Annotated in this window: 17 protein-coding genes; 13 read left to right on the top strand and 4 right to left on the bottom strand. The window is 62.8% G+C overall.

Annotated elements, in window-relative coordinates:
• The first annotated feature begins 51 nt into the window (after window positions 1-51).
• The 13 genes from OES25_09515 (at window position 52) to OES25_09575 (ending at window position 13,492) form a co-directional block, all read left to right on the top strand.
• Window positions 52-807 carry a cyclic nucleotide-binding domain-containing protein gene (locus OES25_09515; protein MDH3627878.1) on the top strand — a complete coding sequence of 252 codons (756 nt, stop codon included), beginning with the start codon at window positions 52-54 and terminating at the stop codon, window positions 805-807.
• Window positions 807-1,391, top strand: coding sequence for a hypothetical protein (locus tag OES25_09520; protein ID MDH3627879.1), 585 nt, complete (start codon window positions 807-809; stop codon window positions 1,389-1,391). The genes OES25_09515 and OES25_09520 overlap by 1 nt, the downstream gene beginning before the upstream one ends.
• A 63-nt stretch (window positions 1,392-1,454) precedes the next feature.
• Window positions 1,455-2,453 (top strand): tryptophan--tRNA ligase, encoded by a 999-nt coding sequence (gene trpS, locus OES25_09525; protein MDH3627880.1) that lies wholly within the window; start codon window positions 1,455-1,457, stop codon window positions 2,451-2,453.
• A complete protein-coding gene (locus tag OES25_09530; protein MDH3627881.1) occupies window positions 2,450-3,268 on the top strand; it encodes a segregation/condensation protein A in 819 nt (272 codons plus the stop codon). The genes trpS and OES25_09530 overlap by 4 nt, the downstream gene beginning before the upstream one ends.
• Window positions 3,265-3,915 carry an SMC-Scp complex subunit ScpB gene (gene scpB, locus OES25_09535; GenBank protein MDH3627882.1) on the top strand — a complete coding sequence of 217 codons (651 nt, stop codon included), beginning with the start codon at window positions 3,265-3,267 and terminating at the stop codon, window positions 3,913-3,915. Before OES25_09530 ends, scpB begins: the two co-directional genes overlap by 4 nt.
• A gap of 11 nt (window positions 3,916-3,926) precedes the next feature.
• Window positions 3,927-4,709, top strand: coding sequence for an rRNA pseudouridine synthase (locus OES25_09540; protein MDH3627883.1), 783 nt, complete (start codon window positions 3,927-3,929; stop codon window positions 4,707-4,709).
• A 70-nt stretch (window positions 4,710-4,779) separates the two neighbouring features.
• A complete protein-coding gene (locus OES25_09545; GenBank protein ID MDH3627884.1) occupies window positions 4,780-6,780 on the top strand; it encodes a 30S ribosomal protein S1 in 2,001 nt (666 codons plus the stop codon).
• Between the two features lie 39 nt (window positions 6,781-6,819).
• Window positions 6,820-7,143 (top strand): integration host factor subunit beta, encoded by a 324-nt coding sequence (locus OES25_09550; protein MDH3627885.1) that lies wholly within the window; start codon window positions 6,820-6,822, stop codon window positions 7,141-7,143.
• A complete protein-coding gene (gene miaB / locus OES25_09555) occupies window positions 7,121-8,476 on the top strand; it encodes a tRNA (N6-isopentenyl adenosine(37)-C2)-methylthiotransferase MiaB (protein MDH3627886.1) in 1,356 nt (451 codons plus the stop codon). Before OES25_09550 ends, miaB begins: the two co-directional genes overlap by 23 nt.
• Window positions 8,477-8,543: 67 nt before the next feature.
• Entirely contained in the window at window positions 8,544-9,032 is a 489-nt protein-coding gene (locus tag OES25_09560) for a bifunctional nuclease family protein (protein ID MDH3627887.1), read from the top strand.
• Window positions 9,033-9,243: 211 nt separating this feature from the next.
• Window positions 9,244-10,008, top strand: coding sequence for a ParA family protein (locus tag OES25_09565; protein ID MDH3627888.1), 765 nt, complete (start codon window positions 9,244-9,246; stop codon window positions 10,006-10,008).
• 1 nt (window position 10,009) lies between these two features.
• On the top strand, window positions 10,010-10,897 hold the full coding sequence (locus tag OES25_09570) for a ParB/RepB/Spo0J family partition protein (protein MDH3627889.1): 888 nt from the start codon (window positions 10,010-10,012) through the stop codon (window positions 10,895-10,897).
• Between the two features lie 126 nt (window positions 10,898-11,023).
• Window positions 11,024-13,492, top strand: coding sequence for an LptF/LptG family permease (locus OES25_09575; protein MDH3627890.1), 2,469 nt, complete (start codon window positions 11,024-11,026; stop codon window positions 13,490-13,492).
• 4 nt (window positions 13,493-13,496) lie between these two features.
• Here OES25_09575 and OES25_09580 read toward each other — a convergent pair whose 3' ends face one another.
• The 4 genes from OES25_09580 to OES25_09595 form a co-directional block, all read right to left on the bottom strand.
• The gene (locus tag OES25_09580) at window positions 13,497-16,463 is read right to left on the bottom strand and encodes an alkaline phosphatase family protein (GenBank protein MDH3627891.1); all 2,967 of its coding nucleotides are present in this window, start codon (window positions 16,461-16,463) and stop codon (window positions 13,497-13,499) included.
• A gap of 22 nt (window positions 16,464-16,485) precedes the next feature.
• On the bottom strand, window positions 16,486-17,631 hold the full coding sequence (metK, locus tag OES25_09585; protein MDH3627892.1) for a methionine adenosyltransferase: 1,146 nt from the start codon (window positions 17,629-17,631) through the stop codon (window positions 16,486-16,488).
• A 78-nt stretch (window positions 17,632-17,709) separates the two neighbouring features.
• The gene (gene dnaE, locus OES25_09590; GenBank protein MDH3627893.1) at window positions 17,710-21,219 is read right to left on the bottom strand and encodes a DNA polymerase III subunit alpha; all 3,510 of its coding nucleotides are present in this window, start codon (window positions 21,217-21,219) and stop codon (window positions 17,710-17,712) included.
• A gap of 9 nt (window positions 21,220-21,228) precedes the next feature.
• Window positions 21,229-21,564, bottom strand: a 336-nt coding sequence (locus tag OES25_09595; protein ID MDH3627894.1) for a GMP synthase (glutamine-hydrolyzing), incomplete at its 5' end; no start/stop codon positions are given.

Consider the following 21,564-nt stretch of genomic DNA (forward strand, 5'->3'; position numbering starts at 1 on the left):
TTCCTATGATTTCTAGGAGAGTCTGGGCCTTCCTTTCCGAGGTTTCCATCCGTGGGTAAGAACCCGTTCCAGAATTTCGTCGTCCGCTTTGAGCCGGGACAACGGATCTACGACGAGGGCGATATCGGCGCGACGATGTACATCGTCCAGACCGGACGGGTCCAGCTATTCCGAGAGTCGAAAGGCGATCGGCGCGTCCTCGGCGAGATGGAGAAGGGTGACTTTTTTGGCGAGATGTCCATCCTCGAGGGTCTGCCAAGAAATTCGGTGGCCGAGGCCGTCGAGCCCGCCGACCTGATCGAGATCAGCAGTTCCACTTTCGACAAGATGATCAAGGGGAACATCGAGATCGCCGTCCGTCTTCTCCGCAAGCTCTCGATCCGACTGCGAGAGTCCGAGCGCCAACTGGATGAGCTGCGGGTCGCAGGAACCGCGGCGGCCGTCCAGATCGCCGCAACGCCGGCATCGTCGCCGGCGGTGAGCGTCACGACCGGCATCCGTCTCGTCACCGAAGACGAGACGATCGCGTTCGCGCTCAAGCAGGACGAGACCCTGATCGGTCGATTCGATCCGGTCACGGAATTGACACCCGACGTCGACCTGACGGAGTGCGATCTCAAACGAAGCGTGTCCCGACGACACGCGCGTGTTGTCCGAACCGACGACGGCTACGCGTTGGTCGAGGAGGTCGGAGCGCTGAACGGGACCTTCGTCAAGGGCGAGAAACTCGAGCCCGGACACCCGCATCCGATTGCCGACGGCGACAGCCTTGCCGTCGGCATGGTGCAACTCGTGTTCCGCACCTGATGGTCTCCCGCTGGATTCGTTTCGCGATCTTGATGTTCGTATGCACGACATCGTTCGCGGGCGGAACGAGTCCACGCACTCTGGTCTACGAGGTCGTCTACGCCGACGGCTCGGGGAACGAGCGGTTTCGTTCCGACGCGGTTCACTGGGTACGGACGGAACTCGCCAAGGGTGGCTGTTTCGAATCCATCCGGGAACGAGACGACGAGCCGATCGAGGACGGCCAACTGCGGCTTCAGATCGTGCTCGGCTACTTCGATGACGAGGTCAGCTACGACTACTCCATCGCCGAGCGTTTCGATCCGACCGCACCTCCGGTCGACGAGAGGCGAATGGGGGCGCGTCAAGAACTCGACATCGGCTTGAACCTGTTCGATGACGCGACCGAGACGATGCTCCGTTACGAACGGCGACGCATCGTCACCTCCCACCGACCGATCATCACGGAAGATGCGCGGGAGGTGAGCCGGGAGGAGATGGTGCGCGAGGTCGGGCGACGCACCCGTCTGTGGCTCTGCAGGGTGTCTCCTGCGAAGCTCGAAAAGACCATCACCAAGGCCCTCGGCAGCCCCGACGCGCGTTGATCCGGTTGTCGGGCGCGTGATAGAGTCTGGCCGGTCTACACCTGCCGAGAGTCCTTAACGCCCATGTCCCAGAAACGTCGACCCCGGGTTCTCTCCGGAATGCGTCCCACCGGACCGTTGCATCTCGGCCATCTGGTCGGTGCGCTGGATAACTGGGTCGAGATGCAGGACGACCACGACTGTTTCTTCGCGATCGTCGATTGGCACGCGTTGACGACGGACTACGCCGACCCGTCCCAGATCCGACAGAACACACGAGAGATCGCTCTGGACTGGTTAGCCGCCGGCCTGGACCCGGAACGCTGCCAGATCTTCGTGCAATCCGACGTCCCCGAACATGCCGAACTCCATCTGCTGTTGTCGATGATCGTGCCGATCTCGTGGCTCGAGCGCGTCCCGACGTACAAGGAACAACAGGAGGCCCTGCGGGAACGAGAACTGAACACCTACGGCTTTCTCGGTTACCCACTCCTTCAGGCGGCGGACATCCTGATCTATCGAGCGAACCAGGTCCCCGTGGGCGAGGACCAGGTGCCCCATCTGGAACTGACCCGTGAGATCGCCCGACGCTTCAACCATCTTTACAAGAAGACCTTCCCCGAACCCCAACCGAAGTTGACCCGCTCGCCTCGACTGCCGGGGACCGACGGGCGGAAGATGTCGAAGTCCTACGGGAACGCGATCTTCCTCGGCGATACGCCAAAGCAGATCGGCAAGAAGTTGGCCGGGATGCTGACCGACCCCCAACGGACCCATCGTCATTTGCCGGGGAACCCCGATGTCTGCCCGGTCTTCGATACCCACAAGGTGTTCTCCAGTGACGAGACCCTGGCGTGGGCCGATGCCGGCTGTCGGAGCGCCGAGATCGGCTGTGTCGACTGCAAGGGTCGGCTGCGGGATCGGATCCTCGAACGGGTCGGCCCCATTGGAGAGCGTCGGCGGGAGCTGGCCGACCACCCCGAACAAGTCGATGAGATCCTCGCCGCAGGCGCCGAGACCGCTCGACGGGTGGCGGGTAGTACCATGGTGTCGGTCCGCAAGGCGATGAAGGTGCACCGATGAGCGACGTCGAACCCACGACCGGCGAGAACACGAAGGCCTCTGCCTATCACGGCCATCGTGTCCACGTGGGCTCGTTCGACGGTCCCCTCGACTTGCTACTTCATCTCGTGCGAATCAACGAGGTCGAGATCGTCGACCTGCCGGTCGTAGAGATCACAGAGCAGTACAACGCCCATCTGGAGATGATGCGGGACTTCAATCTCGAAGTTGCCGGCGAGTACCTCGTGATGGCGGCGACGCTGATGCACATCAAGTCGCGGATGCTGCTGCCTCCCGACCCCGAGGCGGAAGGGGAGGAGGGCGCCGAGGATCCCCGCGCCGAACTGGCCCAACAGCTCCTCGAGTACCAGCGCTTCAAGCAAGCCGCCGAGACACTCCAGGCGATGGATAGCCGACGTCAGTTGATCTGGACCCGAGACCGTGTCGCCGAGGAATTCGCCGACGAGGAGATGCTGTCGGTCGAGATGTTCGATCTGCTCACCGCGTTTCGCTCGCTCCTGGGTCGCCTCGGAGACGAGGCCCGCCTACAGCTTCGCCGCGACACGGTTTCCGTGGCCGACAAGATCCAGTGGCTCACCGATCTCTTGGAGCGACGTTCATCGATCAATCTGCTGGAACTGATCGCCGATCTTCCGACCCGACTCGACCGCATCGCAGCGTTCCTTGCGCTCCTCGAAATGCTCCGGTTACAGTTGGCCGCCGCGTTCCAACGATCGATCTCCGGGGAGATCCGCATCGTTGCGGTGGATCCTCGCGATCGTGCGCAGACGGAGTTCTCGGAGACCACGGACACCGACCTGGGAGACGACTCGTGAGTGAGACCAAACACCCGGCCAAGGATCAGTGGCCCGCGACCATCGGTGCCGTCCTGTTTGCATCCGGGGAGCCGGTCTCCCTCGGCGAGCTGACGGACGCTCTCGGAGCCGACGAGAAACGGGATGTCGAGACCGCCCTCGACGAGCTCTCGAAGGCCTTGAAGATCGCCGGTCTCGGGTTACGTGTGGAGAAGATTGCCGGCGGCTACCAGCTGGCCACGGAGTCCTCCGTCGGCGAATGGGTGCGTACCTTCTTCCGCCAACGGAACCGTGCCCGCCTGACCCCCGCCGCCCTCGAGACCCTCGCCATCGTCGCCTACCGACAACCCGTCACGGCGCCGGAGATTCAGAGCATCCGCGGCAAGGATCCGTCGGCGGCGCTGAAGAGCCTGCTGGACAAGAAGATGTTGCGCGTCCTGGGCAAGAAGAAGGTCGTCGGCAATCCGCTGCTCTACGGAACGTCCCGGACGTTCCTGCTGCACTTCGGGCTGGACTCGCTCAAGGAGCTTCCGGAGTTGGCGGACTTCGAAGAGTTCGTCGGCGTGTTCGACGAAGGGGCTCTCGGTCCGTTCCAGGTCTCCACATCCGGCGAAGCCGAGGCACTTCCTGCCCCTGAGGAAGAGCCCGGCCAACCGACATCTCACTGATTCGGTCGACGTTGAAACAACGATTGAATAAGGCGCTGGCCCATGCCGGGCTGAGTTCCCGCCGCGGCGCCGATCGGCTGATCGACGAGGGTCGAGTCACCGTCAACGGCGAGGTCGTGCAAGACCTCGGACGACAGGTCGACCTGGACACCGACGCGGTGAAGGTCGATGGACGACGGATCGGAGCGGCGCCATCGACGCCGCTCTACCTGATCCTCAACAAACCCCGAGAGGTCGTGACCAGCCTGTCGGATCCCGAGGGTCGTCGGACGGTCGCGGATCTGATGCGCGGGGTCGGACGTCGGGTCTACCCCGTGGGTCGCCTGGACTACCACTCGGACGGCTTGATCCTGATGACCGACGACGGTGAGCTGGCCCGGGATCTCATGCACCCCCGCTCGTCGGTCCCCAAGGTCTATCGGATCAAGGTACGCGGCGTGCCGCAGCAGCAAGATCTGGATCGGATCCAGAAGGGGATGATCCTGGACGGTCGGCGGACACTCCCTGCGGCGGTCCGCCTACTCCGCAAGGAACGGAACAGCTGGCTGGAAATCGTGCTTCATGAGGGTCGAAACCGACAGCTGCGTCGGATGATGGCCAGCATCGGCCACCCCATTTCCAGGCTCACGCGGATCGCTCTGGGTGGGGTCCGTCTGGGGGATTTGCCCACGGGAGCCTTCAGAGAGCTGTCCGCGGCCGAGGTCTCCCGACTGCGCCGATCCGTCGTCCCCAAGGGGGCGTCCAAGCAGCCCTCCGGGAAGCCGCCCAGAGATACCCCGCATCGCCGTAATTGACTGACAGCGCGGAGCTTCTTGACAGTCTCGCCGCCCTTCTCTAGAGTGACGGTTCGCTGGCGCCATCGTCGTGTCCAGCACCCCAGAAGAAACCGATGGGGACGGGATCCAGAGCCCGTGTCTGCGGGTCATGGTCCACGTGGAGGCTGAAGTAAGCGTCATGGAAACACCGAACGATTCTGAATTGAAACCCACCGAGATCGTCGAAGCGGCCGAGGCCCCTGCGGCCGAGCCCGAAAACCCCGAGGGTGCCCACGGCATCCACGTCGAGGAGATCGACGACTTCGCCGCCGTCCTTGCCGAGTTCGAGGCAGGCGCCAAGGCGGTCAAGGAAGGGGACGTGGTGATCGGCACCGTGCTCCGCGTCCTTGAGAAAGAAGTCGTGGTCGATGTCGGCTACAAGTCGGAAGGGGTCATCGATCTCGACGAGTTCCGGCAGGTCGATGGCAGCATCAAAGTCGACATCGGAGACAAGGTCGACGTCCTCCTCGAGAAGACGGAGAACAACGACGGCTACGTGGTCCTCTCGAAGGAGAAGGCCGAGAAGCTCAAGGTCTGGGATGCCGTCGAGAAGGCGTACGAGAAAGACGAACCTGTCGATGGACGGGTCATCGATCGCATCAAGGGCGGCCTCAAGGTCGACATCGGCTTGCCGGCATTCCTGCCGGGCTCGCTGGTCGACGTTCGCCCGGTCCGCAACCTCGAGTCCATGATCGGGAACACCTACCCGATGAAGGTCATCAAGGTCAACAAACGACGTGGCAACATCGTCCTCTCCCGCAAGGCGGTCCTGGAGGTCGAGAACGCTTCGAAGAAGAAGAAGACCCTCGAGGATCTCGAAGAGGGCAAGATCCTTCGTGGCGTCGTCAAGAACCTGACCGAGTACGGTGCCTTCATCGACCTCGGCGGGATCGACGGACTCCTTCACATCACCGACATCTCCTGGGGTCGTATCAATCACCCGTCGGAGAAGTTCCAGATCGGCGACGAGTTGGACGTCATCGTCCTTAAATTCGATCGCGAGAAAGAACGCGTCTCGCTTGGCTTCAAGCAGCTCCAGGAAGATCCCTGGGAGAACGCACCGATGAACTACCCGCCGCGGTCCCGAATCCGCGGCAAGGTTGTCAGCCTCACGGACTACGGCGCTTTCGTCGAGGTCGAAGAGGGGATCGAGGGTCTGATCCATGTCTCCGAGATGTCCTGGACCAAGCGGGTCAAGCATCCGTCGAAGGTCCTGAACATCAGCGACTGGGTCGAGTGTGTCGTCCTGGAAATCGATCAGGAGGGACGTCGTCTCTCCCTCGGCCTCAAGCAGACGGAACCCAACCCGTGGGATCTCATCGGCTCCAAGTACCGCATCGGCGATCGGATCACCGGCACGGTTCGCAACATCACCGACTTCGGCGCATTCATCGAGGTCGAGGATGGCATCGACGGGCTGGTGCATATCTCCGACCTGTCGTGGACCACACGCGTCAAGCATCCCAGCGAGGTCCTCAACAAGGGCGACAGCGTCGATGCCGTCGTCCTCAAGATCGACTCCGAGAACCAACGGCTCTCCCTGGGGGTCAAGCAGACCCAGCCCAACGTCCTGGACGAGTTCTTCCAGCACCACGGGATCGGTAGCATCCTGCGCGGCAAGGTCACCCGGCTCGCAGAATTCGGCGCGTTCGTCGAAGTCTTCGAAGGGGTCGAGGGGCTGGTCCACGTGTCGGAGCTTTCGACGGAGCGTGTCGAGAACCCCGAGGACAGCTTCTCGGTCGGCCAGGAAGTACGGGTCAAGGTCATCAAGCTGGATCCCGTCGAGAAGAAGATCGGTCTCTCCGTGAAGGCAGCCGTCGGCGAGCCCGAGACGGAATCGGTCCAGGCCTACTTCGAGGCTCAGCCGAGCGACGGCAGCGCCACCCTGGGTGACCTGATGGATCCGACCCTCTTCGCCAAGAGCGGGGAGACGGCGGAGACACCCGCGGAGACGACCGACGACGCTGCGGACGAGACGCCCAGCGACGACGGCGACGACGGCGACGACGACGACAAGAAAACAAAGACTCCCGCCGAGGGTGACGCCTGATTCGAACGGTCTAGATCCGTTGAGCTTTGAGAGGGTTGCATGACGAAGGCGGACCTTGTGGACGAGGTGGTCCGGGTATCCCGGGTCAGTAAGAAACACGCCGAGATTATCGTCAACACCGTCTTCTCTTCCATCGTGGAAGCGCTCCACCGGGAAGACAAGATCGAGCTGCGTGGCTTCGGTAGCTTTCGGGTGCGACGGCGTCGTTCTCGACAGGGCCGGAATCCCAAGACCGGGGATCGGGTGGAAGTTCCGGAGAAGCGGATTCCGTACTTCAAGCCCGGTAAGGAACTGAAGGATCTCATCAATCACGATGAGGACGCCGCAGTGGCGACGGAACATGACGACTCTCCACAGAGCTGACTCCGGTCGGTACCACATCGAGACGTGGGGGTGTCAGATGAACCTCCACGACTCGGAGAAGCTGGCCGGCGCTCTCGAGCGGAACGGCTATGTGCGGGCCGGCTCGGCCGAGGATGCCGACGTCATCCTGCTGAACACCTGCTCGATCCGGGAGAAGGCCGCCGAGAAGGTCTTCTCCGAACTGGGTCGACTCAAGCAACTCAAGGACGGCAACCCCAACCTGTTGCTGGGGGTCTGCGGTTGTGTGGCCCAGCAGGAGGGCGAGAAGATCTTCGGCCGTGCGCCGTACGTCGACTTCGTCCTGGGACCGCGGGCCACGTCGACGTTGGATCGAGTCCTGGCCGACCACGGCAAGGCGACCCTGAAACCACGCGTCGTCGATACCGAGTACCGAAAAGACTCGATACAGTTTCCCTACGACGCCATCCGACGGGAGGGGCTGACTCGCTCGAAAGCCTATGTCACGGTGATCGAGGGTTGTAACCATCGCTGTACTTACTGCATCGTCCCCACGACCCGCGGCCGCGAGATCTGCCGACCGATGAGCGAGGTGATCGCGGAGGTCTCGATGCTCGCCGACCAGGGCGTCCACGAGATCGAATTTCTCGGTCAGACGGTCAACGCCTATCGGGACGCGGAAGGGAACACGCTAGCGGAACTCCTGATCGCGACGGCCCGCAGAACGGGCATCCACCGTATTCGATTCACCACCTCGCACCCGGCGCAGATGACGGATCGTCTGATGGACGCGATGGGGGAAGCTCGACCGTCCCTCTGTCGCTACCTGCATCTTCCCGTGCAGTCCGGTAGCAGCGATGTCCTGAAGCAGATGAAACGCGGCTATGACCGCGAGACCTATCTCGAGAAGATCGCGGCCATCCGTCGACGGATCCCCGACATGCGATTCGGTACCGACATCATCGTGGGCTTCCCCGGTGAGACCGAGGCGCAGTTCCAGGAGACCCTCTCGCTGATGCAGACGGTTCCCTTCGACACGGTCTACTCATTCACCTATTCGGAGCGGCCGGGAACCCGTGCCCTGGAGTTCGGCGACCCGGTCCCACTGGGCGAAAAGATGGAACGGTTGCATCGACTTCAATCGATGCAGAACCAGATTCAGGAGCAACGGAACCAGGATTGGGTCGGCACGACCCAGCCCGTCCTCATCGAGGGTCGTAGCCGACGATTCTCGGATCGCTGGACGGGTCGCACGGAACAGCATCGTGTGGTGAACTTCACCGGTGCCGGACAGGAAGGATCGATCCGCCCGGTGGAGATCCAACGAGCCACGGCGTTTTCACTTTATGGGGTCGCAGCGCCTGGCGGCGCTTGACCGGGGCGAACCGCCCTCGCTATAGTCTAGTTATCGGGTGCACGGGCCCCTCAGAGGAAACAAAACGATGTCGATCGAGATGAAAATCAAGGGTCTGATGATTGACCCGGTCTCCAACATGCCCATCATCGTTCTCCGGAGCGAGGACGGGAACACGGTCCTGCCAATCTGGGTCGGGATTTTCGAGGCCAACGCCATCGCGATCCAGATGGAGAACATCGTTTCCCCGCGACCGATGACCCACGATCTCCTGAAGAACGTGATCGACGGCCTGGATGCGGAGATCGAGCGGGTGGTCATCACCGACCTGAAGGAAAACACCTTCTACGCGACCATCCACATCCGCAACCGGAACGGTGAGGGGTCGCTGCTTGTCGACGCCCGCCCCTCGGATGCGATGGCCCTGGCCCTGCGCGCGAACGCGGTCATCCAGGTCGAGGAGACGGTCCTAGACAAGTCCACGACCGACGACAGCACCAGCGCCCAGGAGACCGAGCGGCTTCGCCGCTGGCTGGAGACCGTCGACCCGGAGGAGTTGGGCAAGTACGAGATGTAGTCTCGCCCCGTTCGATTCCGATCGCGCCTGCGCCTTACTTTCGCCTCTACAGCTTCCTCCGTTATTGACACTCGTCCCTCCCGTCGTTAGACTCGACGCCGCTGCGGTTTCCCTGCGAGATACTGCGGTGAGGGTCCGTCCTACCCCAATATCCTGTGGTGTCGCCAGCTATCCACACATTGACCTCATCGACCCCGAAGACGGAGGCAACATGGCCTGCATGACGATCATCGTCGCTAACCAGAAAGGCGGCGTCGGCAAGACCACGACGTCCATCAACCTCGCCGCGGCGATGGCCCAAAAGGGAAAGAAGACGCTGATCGTCGATCTGGATCCTCAGGGCAATGCGACGATCTCCTTCATCGATCCTCACAAGATGGAGCAGACGGTCTACGACCTCTTGGTGGATCCCGCGGTGACCGTGGAGAACATCGTCCAGGTTTCGGAGTATGACGCCCTGGATGTGTTGGGCTCCAACATCTCACTGGCCAAGGCCGAGGCGAAATTGGTGGGGGAGTTCGACAGCCACTTCCGCCTCAAGGACAAGCTGGCATCGGTCCGGGATCTCTATGACTACATCGTCATCGACACCCCACCGACCCTGGGCATCCTGACCGTCAACGCCATGGTCGCCGGGACCCATCTCCTGGTTCCGATTCAGTCTTCGTATTACGCGCTGGAGGGGACCGACGACCTCCTGGACACCTTCGAGAAGATTCGAGCACGCCCCAATCCGGAGCTGAAGTTTCTGGGGGTCGTCATCACCCTCCACGACAAGCGGACCAACCTGGCCAAAGACGTCCGCAGTCAGATCCAGGATGTCTTCGGCGAGAAGGTCTTCGCGACCACCATCTCCAAGAGCGTGCGTCTCGAGGAGAGCCCCGCATACAAGCAAAGCATCTTCAGCTTCGCCCCCCAGTCGTCCGGCGCTGTGGAGTACTACAGCCTGTCGGAGGAGGTTATTAAACGTGTCTAAGATGACTGGCCTTCCGGAAGCTCGACGCATGCGGCATGACAGCCACTTCGTCGAGGAGATCACCTCTCAAAGAAGCGAGTCCATCGGACGGATGATCGACATCCGCCGGGTCGAACCGAACCCCCATCAGCCGCGAAAAGAGTTCGGCGACCTTTCGGAGATGGTAGCGTCGGTCAAAGAGAAGGGCATCCTGGAACCGATCCTTGTCCGCCAGCACGAGGGCAAATACCAGATCATCGCCGGCGAGCGACGCTACCAGGCGGCCAAGCTGTCGGGGCTCCAGCGGGTGCCCTGTATCGAGGTCGACGTAGACAGCCGGGGCATGCTCGAGATTTCGCTGATCGAGAATCTTCAACGACGAGACCTGACCGCGTTTGAGGAGGCCGCCGCCATCCAACGGCTATGCGAGCAGTTCCGTTACACCCACGAAGAGATCGCCCGCAAGCTGGGCAAGTCCCGGACGGTCGTGACGGAGATCCTCAGCCTCAATCGGCTGCCGGAGGAGATTCAAGACCGATGTCGGCAGGCCGACATTACGAGCAAGTCGATGCTGCTGCAGATCGTACGGATGGAGACCGCCGAGGAGATGCACCGACTGATCGACAAGATCGCCGGCGAGGGTCTCACTCGAGAGGACGCCAGACAGTACAAGCGTGAAGAGAGCTCGGCTCGACGGCCACGGAACTTCACCTATCGTTACAAACCCGAGGGTCGTGACTTTCAGTTCACGCTGACCTTCAAGAAGCCCGAGGTTCAGAGGGACGAGATGATCGCAGCGCTTCAGGGGCTTCTGGAGCAGCTGTCCAACGAACCCGACGCATTGGTCCAGCCGGCGTCGACAGGCCGACAGAGAGGCGACAAGGCAGCCGCCGGGCCCCAGGACCACTAGAGTCGCTCAGAGTCGTTATCCACAGGATCCTGGGAACTTTTCCACAGTCTAGTTGACATAATATGCATTATCGGACGTAGGGACGGTCTTGCCTCGATCTCCCACACTGCCTAGACTGCCCCTCTGATGCGCCCCTATCCCGGCCGAGTTAGTCGCTACGTCTTGATGGAGCTCTGGACCCCGACGCTCCTGGCGCTGATGGTTTATCTGTTCCTGCTGCTGACCAATCATTTCTTCCAGGTTGCCGAGCAGGCCCTCCGGTTGGACTTCGGTTTCCTGGTGGCCCTCAAGATGGTCGCGCTGGGGATCCCCAAGGTCCTGGCGCTCTGTATCCCGATGGCGACGCTTCTAGGCGGCTTGATCGCCGTCGGTCGGCTCTCCAGCGATCACGAGTACATCGCCCTCCAGGGCGCCGGTCGCGGCCCGGGGGCGCTCATGTTTCCGCTGGCGATCTTCGGGTTGCTGGCCAGCCTCGCAGGTGCCTACGTCCTGGCCGAGCTCTATCCGGCCTCCAGCTTCAAGGTCCGAGAGCTGCAACGGATGACCCTGCGGAGCTCCAACCTGGCGTCCAATCTCACGCCGAGGGTCTTCTTCACCCGGATCCCCAATTTCGTCCTGTTCGTGGATGAGATCAAGACCGACGGGGAAGGTCGGCTGCAGGACGTGTTGGTGATCTCCACCGAGCCCAATACCCAAAGACACCAACTGCTCCTCGCCCGTGGGGGCGATGTCTACCCCTCACCTGACGGCAGCGGCGGACTGATCCTCGATCTGTTCGACGGCGTGGGGCAGCTCTATGACGACCGGCAGCCCGAGTCGATCCGGCGGATCCGGGCCTTCGCGTCCCTTCGGGAGAAGATCGAACCCTCCGTGGTGCAGAAGATCTACGAACAGCCCACCGAGAAGGCCATCGCCAACTACGACACGAGAGAGCTGTGGAGCGGCGCCCGGGAGGCCTCCGAGCGCTGGCGGGAGGTGAGAGCCAAGTTCGGTGACATCGCGCCGGCTCCCCCGTCACTCCCCTACCTGGAAGCGGGAAAACGGTTCCGGGACTTCAACGTCGAGTTTCATAGTCGGCTGGCCCTCCCCTTCGCCTCGTTCTTCTTCGCGCTGTTGGCCGTCCCCCTCGGGGTCCGTCGTATCCGATCCGGGAAAGGTGCCGGGTTTGCCATGAGCCTGATGGTGATCCTCATCTACTGGACGATCTACACATCGTTACGGAATGCGGCCCTGCGGGGTCAGATCGATCCCTCCCTGATCTGGATCGCCAACGGCGTGATCCTGATCTGGTGTAGCTGGGGTCTCTGGCGCCTACGCTGGCCCGGGGGGCAGAACGTCGGTCTGTTGCGACGGCTCGCACGGAAGTTCCGCGCCTTCCTGCAGCGTCGGGCCGAAGCCCGTCGGACCGAGGCCGCCAAGTCGATCGTCGGACGTGCCGAGACCGAGCTCGTCGAGTTGACCAACCTGGGTGGGACCTCCAGTCGCTTCGTCCGGCGGACCGATCAGTATGTCGCCGTCCAGTACCTGAAGGTCCTGGGCCTCACCCTGGCGTCGGCCTATTTGATCTTCGGACTGGTGGAGTTCAAGACTCTGGCGGAAGGATTGATGCGGAGAAACCTCTCCTTCGCACCGATGATCGAGTACTTCCCGCTGTTTCTCGCCGGCCGGCTCTCGCTGGTCCTCCCCATCGGCAGTCTCTGCGCCGCCGTCGTCACCTTCACGCTCCTCGCCCGCACCGGCGAGTTGACGGCCATGAAGTCGGTGGGGATCAGCATGCGTCGGGCGACGATGCCGGTCCTTGGGCTGACGTTGCTTTCCTGCCTGGCTTCGTTCCTGGTTCAGGACTACATCAGTCCTCAGGCCAACCGTCGCGCCGGCGCCATCAAGGCCGAGATCAGCGGGCGTCAACAGAAGATCGGACAGCTGCGAGCCCATGGCAGCTGGGCCTTCGGCTCCGAGGGAAAACGGCTCTACCACTACCGGGTCTATGACGCTCGGGCCGAGGAGTTCCAGGGCCTGCGGGTGTTCGGCCTCGATCGAAAGACCCTGACGATCCGCGAGCATCGCTTCGCCGAGAGCGCCCGCTGGAACGGCGAGCAGTGGGAGATCGAGGGCGGTTGGCTGAGGGTCTTCGACGAGCATGGAGGCGAGCGCTTCACCGCACACGAACCGGGACTACGGGTCACGCTGGACCCTCCCGATAACTTCGAGTCCGGCGCGCTCTCGGCGATCCCATCACTGGAGATGAGCGAGCAGATGAGCCGGCAGGAACTGAAGGCCGAGTCCACGGCGCTGGACGCGTCGGGCTATGACACCACGCAGCTAAGGATGGCCTACCACGTCAAACTCTCGTTGGCCCTCACACCGTTCGTGATGGTCGTGCTTGCACTCCCCTTCGCGTTTCGCGTGGGCAGACGCGGGTCGCTCTACGGGATCGGCGTCGCGTTCATCCTGGTGCTGGTCTACTGGGCGGTCTTCGCGGTCTTTCGATCCCTGGGTAGCACGGGGGTTCTTGAGCCGGTGCTGGCCGCGTGGGCACCCAACGTTCTCTTCAGCCTGACCGGCCTGTGGATGTTGCTCTACGTTCCCAGCTGACCGGTTACGGCGTCTCCGCAGCCTCCAGCCGCTCGACGAACTGCCGAAGCTGCGGCTGCTGCGGTTGGAGCTCCAGCGATCGCCTCCAACTCTCGAGGGCCTGTGGCCCCTGCCCCGATCTCTGATACGCGCCACCGAGGGCATTGAGAAGCTCCACCCGATCCGGATAGATTCCAGACGCCTGAACGAGGATCTCGACGGCGGCCGCATGGGATTCCGGGGTGCCACCATCAAGTTGCAGTACGCCGTATTGGAGCCATGCGTTGGCGCCGGTTCGTGGATCCTCGGTCGCCTTCCGCATCGCATCCAGCGCCCCGGCCCGGTCTCCCCGACCGTGAAGCACGATCGCCAGGTTCATCTGCGCATCGCCATAGCCGGGCTCCAGCTCCAGGGCTCGTCGAAGCAATCGCTCGGCGGTGAGCGGGTCCCCGTCCCGAATGGCGAGGCTCGCCAGGTTGTTCAGCGGAGACGGATACGCGGGGTCCGCGTCGACGGCCCGACGCCACATCTCCCGAGCCCGGTCCAGCTCCTCGACCTGATAATAGAGTGAGGCCAGGTTGTTCAACACCGTCGCGTTGTTGGGTGCCTTGCCCAGGGCGCGTCCGTAGAGATCGATGGCTCGATCGACGGCTCCACGAGCCTGATAGACCAACGCCAGATTGTTGTACGCCCCCATGAAGTAGGGGTCCGCCTCGATGGCCGCCAGGTACCAGCGCTCCGCGTCGTCCAGACTCCCCCGTCGCTTCGAGATGTTGCCGAGATTGTTGCGAGCCAACGCGGCGTCGGGATCCAGATTGGACGCGGTGAGGTAGGCGTCCCACGCCTCGTCGATCCGACCGGCCTGCTCCAGGATCAAACCAAGGGTGTTGCGTACCTCCGCGGCGTCCGGCTCGAACTCCAGGACCCGACGGGCCTCGGCCTCTGCGGACTCGAGATCGCCGTCGGCCAGGTCCAGGATCGCCAACTGATGGCCCGCGATCCTGCGAGTGGTCTCGTGGCCCTGCGCCTGCCGGAACTGTTGTCGCGCCTGATCCAGCTTCCCCTGGAACCGTTGGGCCAGGCCTAGATTGAAGATCAGCATCGGCGCCGAGGGCTGCACGACGAGCCCCTGACGAAACTCCTCCTCCGCGTCGGCGTAGCGCCCCTCGGAGAGGAATGCGACGCCGGCGTTGTTCCGTGCCGTCAACGAATCTCCGGCATCGCCGCCACCGGCCGAGATATAGCCGAGGCTCTCCAGCTTCACGAGAAGATCCTGCGCCGACGGGTCGAGACCCACCTGGTGTCGGGGTTCCTGTCGCCGCGGCTCGTCGTCGCGATAGAGCACCGGATGCCGGGAGAAGAAGTCCGCCTCCAGGGCGCCGGCCAGGACTCGACCGGGCCACGATTCGGGAATCGGTTGACCGAAGAGTGCCATCAACGTCGGCGCGACGTCGTAGATGCTGGTCTCCTCCAGCCGTGCGTCCGGATCGACGTGAGCCCCAGAGAGGAGCAGGATCCCGAAGCGCCGATGCCAGTCCGCCGCGGCCCCATGCCCGATCCGGGAATCGGTGGTCTGGGGCCGGGTGCTGTCGCTGGCGAAGCCATGATCGGAGACAACCATCACGGTCCAGGACTCGTCACGTTCGGCGAGGAGTTCGCCGATGTAACCGTCGACGGTCTCGTAGTACCGATCCACGATCTCCCCGAAGCTCTCGATTCCAGACGCGTCCACTCCGGGCAAGGGGGGATTTCGATAAGGCATGAAGAGATGGCCGACCGTATCGGTGCCCTCGAAATAGACCATCTGGAGTCGCACCGGACGATCGGCATGGAGGACCCTGTGAATCCCGCGGTAGGTCTCCCCGGAGGCCAGCAGGGTTCGGAACTCGTCCAGCAGCTCCCGCTCCTGTTCGTCGTACGCCGAGGCATCCTTCCGCTCGCCGGCAAGATAGGGCTGCACCTGGTCCCAACCGACGCTCTCCGGAGTCACCATCGAGTCCCGCAATTGGCCGTACAGTTCGGGAGGCCAGGTCTTTCCCTCGGCGTCGTCCAGGTCCGTCTCCCAATCGAAGAGTTGGTAGGCGATCCGATCCGAGACCATGTAGCCGCGTACCGGGTCTGCGGGCCACGACGCCCACCAGCCCACCACGCCGACCTCGACATCGGCGGCGGAGAGGAGCTCCCAGACCGCCGGCGACAATCGCTGGGCCGACGTGACCGGCTGACGTGCGCCACCCGATGGGTCGTCGACCAGGAAGTCCAGGATGCCGTGACGGCTCGGCTCAACGCCGGTGGCGATGCTGGTCCAGATCACCGGCGACAGCATCGGCGAGATCGAGAGCAGCTTCGCGCGGACGCCACGATCGACCAGCCCCCGCAGATGGGGAAGTCTCCCCTGCTCGATGAGGGGATCGATGACCGCCCAATCCGCGCCGTCCAGGCCGATCACGAGAACCTTCACGTCGTCGCGAGCCACGCTCTGGTTGTCGACGCTTCGGAGCAGATCGATGGAATCGAGTTCGAGCCGCCGAAGATCGACGCCCCGTTCGAGGAGTTGGCGGCCGAGCTCCCGTTCGAAGTCGCGCACCTGACTCCCGGTCAGGCTCGGGCGCCCCTCTCCCAGGGTGTAGACCCCCGCAGACTCCGTGATCGCATCCCGCAGTACTCCCGGAAGCCCCTCGCCCCCGGACGAAGCGTGGAGTTCCCGCCACGACTCGGGGCGTGCGCGGACCGTGATCCAACCTCGAAATCCGTAGCGCGACCCGTCCCGCGCCTGAAGCTGCAGCGCCTCCGCCTGGGGAAGCGGAAGCTCGACCCCCTGGGACGGATAGCGGTCTCGGCGAGTCAGGAGCGGGATCGACCAACGCAGGCCGGTTTCGACCTTGCGCAGCCCGAGACCGACCCGGGACTCGACGACGACGAACTCGTCGGCGTCGACACGGAACGCGCCGGCCCAGGCCAATAGCGCCAGCGCGAATCCGCCGGCGACCACGATCAGCCGAAGCCGCTGGCGGCTAACCGGCGTCCTTGAGTCGATCGGCGACGTCGGTCTTCTCCCAGGTGAAGCCTTCTTCGTCCCGTCCGAAGTGGCCGTAGGCGGCAGTCTGGCGGAACACCGGTCGACGCAGCTGCAGATGATCGATGATCCCCTTGGGCTGCAACGGGAAGTGCTCTCGAACGAGATCGGACAGTCGTGCGTCGTCGACGGTGCCGGTGCCAAAGGTGTCGACCATCACGGAAACCGGATCGGCGATGCCGATGGCGTAGGCCAGTTGGACTTCGATACGATCGGCGAGGCCGGCGGCGACGATGTTCTTCGCAATGTAGCGGCCCATGTAGGACGCAGAACGGTCGACCTTGGTCGAGTCCTTGCCGGAGAACGCTCCGCCGCCGTGGTGCCCCATCCCGCCGTAGGTATCGACGATGATCTTGCGACCCGTGAGGCCGGCGTCACCCTTGGGACCACCGACCACGAAGTTGCCGGTCGGGTTGACCAGGATGCGGGTCTTATCGTCCACCAGGTCCTTCGGCATCACCGGACCGATCACCGTCTCGCGAAGCGCCTCGGTGATCTGTGCACCGGTCACGCCCTCGTCGTGCTGGGTCGATAGGAGGATCGCGTCGATGCGGACCGGCCGCTGGCCGTCATACTCGACGGTCACCTGCGACTTGCCGTCGGGACGTAGGAACTTGACGTCGCCACTCTTGCGAACGGCGGCCATCTGTCGCACCAGTTTATGCGAGAGGCTGATCGGGAGCGGCATCAGCTCTTTCGTCTCACGACATGCGTAGCCGAACATCAAACCCTGATCTCCGGCACCGCCCGGGTCCACGCCCATGGCGATATCCGGACTCTGCTCGTCGATCGTGGATAGAACCGCACAGGTGTCGTGATCGAATCCGTAGCCCGGATCGGTGTAACCGATCTCGGCGATGGTGCGACGGGCGACATTGGGGAGATCGACATAACCGGTCGTCGTGATCTCTCCGGCGATGAGACAGAGACCCGTCGTGACCAACGTCTCGCAGGCCACGCGACACTGGGGGTCGACCGTCAGGATCGCGTCCAGGATCGCATCGGAGATCTGATCGGCGACCTTATCTGGATGGCCCTCGGTCACGGACTCGGAGGTAAAGAGGTGTCGGTTGTTCGATCCCATATCGGCAAATACTCCTGAATTCTTGGGGTCTTTCGGAGACGGCATCCTATCACTCGGAGGGAAGTTGCGCCGACTATGTCACACCTGGGGTCGCGCGCGGTAACGCACCGTGTTCGGCCCCAGAATCCGCTCCATTGCCGCCGAAAACTCCCTGGACGGTTGGACACGTAGTTGGCTCTCGACGCGGGCCACGAGCCGGTAACTCCCGGGCCTGGCCAGCTCGAGATAGAGTTGCGTTTCCCCCCGATGCTCCTCGACAATGCTCAGAATCGACGCGACCGTCGTCTCGTCGAGGTCGGCCGCGTGGATCTTGACCTGCACGGCCTCGACCCGCCGTTCCCGTAGGTCCTCGAGCGGACAGACCGAGTCGGCGATCACTCGCACGCGACCTTCGTCGACCTCATAACGCCCGAAGACCATGATGGCGCGTTCGTCATCGATCTCTTCCTGGGCCGCCTGATAGGCCTTCGGAAAGACCAGGACGTCCACCTGCCCGTCCATGTCGTCGAGGGTCAATGAGGCCCACCAATCGCCTCGCTTCGACTTCCGCCTGCGAAGGTCCCCGACGATACCGCCGACCGCGACCTCCGTCCCCGACGGTAGCTGTTGCAGCATGCCGACGCGATGGGATGCGAAGTCGCCGAGTAGCTCGGCGTGACTCTCGAGGGGATGACCGGAGACGTAGAAACCCAGCGAGGCCTTCTCGTGACTGAGCCGTGTCTTCTCGTCCCACTCCGGAACGTCGGGGAGCAATGGCTTGGCATCCTCCGCATCTTCGGCGCCGTCGCCTCCGAACAGGCTGCCCTGCCCGGACTCGCGATCCGCGCGCATCTTCTGACCGTATTCCAGTGCCGCGTCGACCCCTGCGGTCAGCGCGGCGCGCCCACCGAACTCATCGACGGCGCCCGCCTGAATCAGGGCCTCGATCACACGCTTGTTCACGCTCTTCGCGTCGATCGAGCCACATAGATCGTGGAGCGACTCGAAGGATCCATTCTCCTTGCGGGCCTCGAGGACCGACCGGATCGCCCCCTCGCCGACGTTCTTGATGGCCGATAGGCCGAAGCGTATCCGCTCACCGTCCGGCGTAAAGTCCAGATCCGATGCGTTGATCGTCGGCGGCGAAACCTCGATCTTCATGTCACGACATTCCTTGATGTAGCGCACGAGTTTGTCGGTGTTGCCCTTGTCGTTGGTAAGAACGGCGGCCATGAAGTGGACCGGGTGGTGCGTCTTGAGCCACGCGGTGTGGTAAGCCACTAACGCGTAGGCGGCGGAGTGCGACTTGTTGAAGCCGTAACCGGCGAAGAAAGCCATCAACTCGAAGACCTTCTTGGCTGTCTCGGGATCGATATCACGAGCCTCCGCCTGCGCCCGGAACTTCTTCTCCTCCTGCTCCATCACCTCGATCTTCTTCTTGCCCATGGCTCGCCGCAGGATGTCGGCCTCGCCCAGCGAGTAGCCGGCCATCACCGATGCGATCTGCATCACCTGTTCCTGGTAGACGATGACGCCATAGGTCTCGCGAAGAATCTCCTCGAGCAACGGGTGCGGATACTCGACCTGCACCTTCCCGTGTCGACGCTGAATGAAATCGTCGATCAGGCCCCCACCGATCGGCCCCGGTCGGTAGAGAGCGTTCAGTGCGATGAGATCCTCGAAACGCTCGGGCTTGAGGCGTCGAAGGATCCCTTTCATCCCCTCGGATTCGAACTGAAACACGCCACCGGTGCCGGCGGCGGTGAACAGTTCGTAGACCTTCGGGTCGTCCAGAGGTAGGGTCGCCAGATCCGGCCGCTCCCCGGTCGCGGCCTCGATCGAATCCAGGGCATCGTCGATCAACGTCAGCGTCTTCAGACCCAGGAAATCGAGTTTGAGGAGACCCATCTCCTCGACCTCGTCCTTGGCCCACTGGGTCGTCACCTCGTCGCCGGACTTGGTACCGCGGTACAGCGGTGCGAATTCGACAATCGGTTTCGGGGTGATGACGACACCGGCCGCATGGGTCGATGCGTGACGCGTCAGGCCTTCGAGTCGCTGCGCGATGTCCAGCAACTCGCGAACCTGGGCATCGGTGTTGTAGAGCTGCTTGAGTTTAGGGACTTCGTCCATCGCCTTGGCGATCGTGATGTCCGCACCGGGTTGCGCTGGGACAAGTTTCGCAATCTTGTCGACCTCGGAGTACGGCACCTCGAGGGCACGGCCGACGTCGCGGATGACGGCGCGTGCCGCCATCGTTCCAAACGTGATGATCTGCGCGACGTTGGGTCGACCGTATTTCTCGGTGACGTAATCGATCACCTTCTCGCGCTTTCGGAAACAGAAATCGATGTCGATGTCCGGCATCGAGACCCGTTCCGGGTTGAGGAATCGTTCGAACAGCAAGTTGTACTCGAGCGGATCGATATCGGTGATCCGCATCGCCCAGGCGACCACAGAGCCGGCCGCCGACCCACGTCCGGGACCCACGGGAATGTCGCTCTCGCGGGCATAACGGATGAAGTCCCAGGTGATCAGGAAGTAACCCGCAAACCCCATCTGCCGGATGATCCCGACCTCTCGTTGCAGTCGTTCACGATACGCCTCCGGGAGGATGGCGGAACCACGAGAGACGGGACTGTTCGCACGTTCGTGAAGCCTGCGCTCCAGGCCGTCCCTTGCGATCTTCTCGAAGTAGTCATCGAGATTCGTGCCCGCGGGCACCGGGAACTCCGGTAGATGAAGCGGCTGCTTCTCGAACGCAAACTGGCAGCGTTCGGCGATGTCGAGGGTGTTCTCGAGGGCCGCTGGATGGTCCGGAAACACGCCTGCCATCTCCGCACGCGACTTGAGATAGTGCTGCTTCGTGTAGGTCATCCGGTCCTTACCCTGGACCGTCTTTCCCGTCTGGATACAGACCAGGACGTCGTGAGCCGTATGGTCGTCCTGCAGGAGGTAGTGGGTATCGTTGCTGGCCGCCAGCGGGATGTTCAACTCTTTGGAGAGTTTGAACAGTCCGTCGTTGACCAGCTGCTGCTCGGGGATGCCATGATCCTGGATCTCCAACCAGAAGCGATCCTCGCCGAACAGCTCGCGAAACTCCCCTGCGGAATCACGAGCCTGATCGTACTGGCCGTGCCGGAGGAAGGTCGCGACCTCCCCCGCGAGACACGCCGATAACCCGAGGATGCCCTCGGAATGCTGAGCCAGCAGTTCCTTGTCGATGCGCGGGCGATAGTAGAACCCATCCAGGAACCCCTTGCTGGAGAGTTGGATCAGATTCTTGTAGCCGACGTAGTTTTCGGCCAGGAGCAGAAGGTGGTAGTAGTTCTTCTTGCCGACACCGGGCACGGCGACCGGCGACTTGTCCGTGCACGACCCGGGGGCGATGTAGGCCTCGACGCCGATGATCGGTTTGATGCCCGCCTTGGCGGCCTTCTTGCCGAACTCCAGAACGCCGAAGAGATTGCCATGATCGGTAATGGCAATCGCCGGCTGCCCGTCATCGGCTGCCCGTTGACACATCTCGCTAACCCGCTGCGCGCCGTCGAGCAACGAATAGGTCGTGTGGTTGTGCAGATGCACAAAACCCGGCGCGTTATCCGCCACGTCGCTCCCCTACTCCCATTCGATCGTTCCGGGTGGCTTGCTGGTGATGTCGTAGACCACTCGATTGATCCCGTTGACCTCGTTGACGATCCGCCCCGATACCTTCGACAGGAACTCCGGGGGAAGACGCGCCCAATCGGCGGTCATGAAGTCGGAAGTCTCGACGGCTCGAAGCGCAACGACATTCTCGTACGTCCTGAAGTCCCCCATGACCCCGACCGACTTGACCGGCAGCAGGACGACGAACGCCTGCGCCGTCTTCTCGTACAATCCGGACTCGCGGAGTTCGTCCATGAAGATCGCGTCGGCCACCTGCAGGAGTTCAACGCGCTCTGCCGTGACCTC

The organism is Acidobacteriota bacterium (assembly GCA_029861955.1).
Lineage (GTDB): Bacteria > Acidobacteriota > Polarisedimenticolia > Polarisedimenticolales > Polarisedimenticolaceae > JAOTYK01.

What these genes read in the sequence shown, in the direction of transcription:
- OES25_09560 (MDH3627887.1), top strand. Translation starts at nt 8,544, where the DNA reads ATGTCGATCGAGATGAAAATCAAGGGTCTGATGATTGACCCGGTCTCC.
- OES25_09565 (MDH3627888.1), top strand. Translation starts at nt 9,244, where the DNA reads ATGGCCTGCATGACGATCATCGTCGCTAACCAGAAAGGCGGCGTCGGC.
- OES25_09575 (MDH3627890.1), top strand. Translation starts at nt 11,024, where the DNA reads ATGCGCCCCTATCCCGGCCGAGTTAGTCGCTACGTCTTGATGGAGCTC.
- OES25_09530 (MDH3627881.1), top strand. Translation starts at nt 2,450, where the DNA reads ATGAGCGACGTCGAACCCACGACCGGCGAGAACACGAAGGCCTCTGCC.
- trpS (MDH3627880.1), top strand. Translation starts at nt 1,455, where the DNA reads ATGTCCCAGAAACGTCGACCCCGGGTTCTCTCCGGAATGCGTCCCACC.
- OES25_09570 (MDH3627889.1), top strand. Translation starts at nt 10,010, where the DNA reads ATGACTGGCCTTCCGGAAGCTCGACGCATGCGGCATGACAGCCACTTC.
- metK (MDH3627892.1), bottom strand. Translation starts at nt 17,631, where the DNA reads ATGGGATCGAACAACCGACACCTCTTTACCTCCGAGTCCGTGACCGAG.
- OES25_09520 (MDH3627879.1), top strand. Translation starts at nt 807, where the DNA reads ATGGTCTCCCGCTGGATTCGTTTCGCGATCTTGATGTTCGTATGCACG.
- miaB (MDH3627886.1), top strand. Translation starts at nt 7,121, where the DNA reads ATGACGACTCTCCACAGAGCTGACTCCGGTCGGTACCACATCGAGACG.
- OES25_09550 (MDH3627885.1), top strand. Translation starts at nt 6,820, where the DNA reads ATGACGAAGGCGGACCTTGTGGACGAGGTGGTCCGGGTATCCCGGGTC.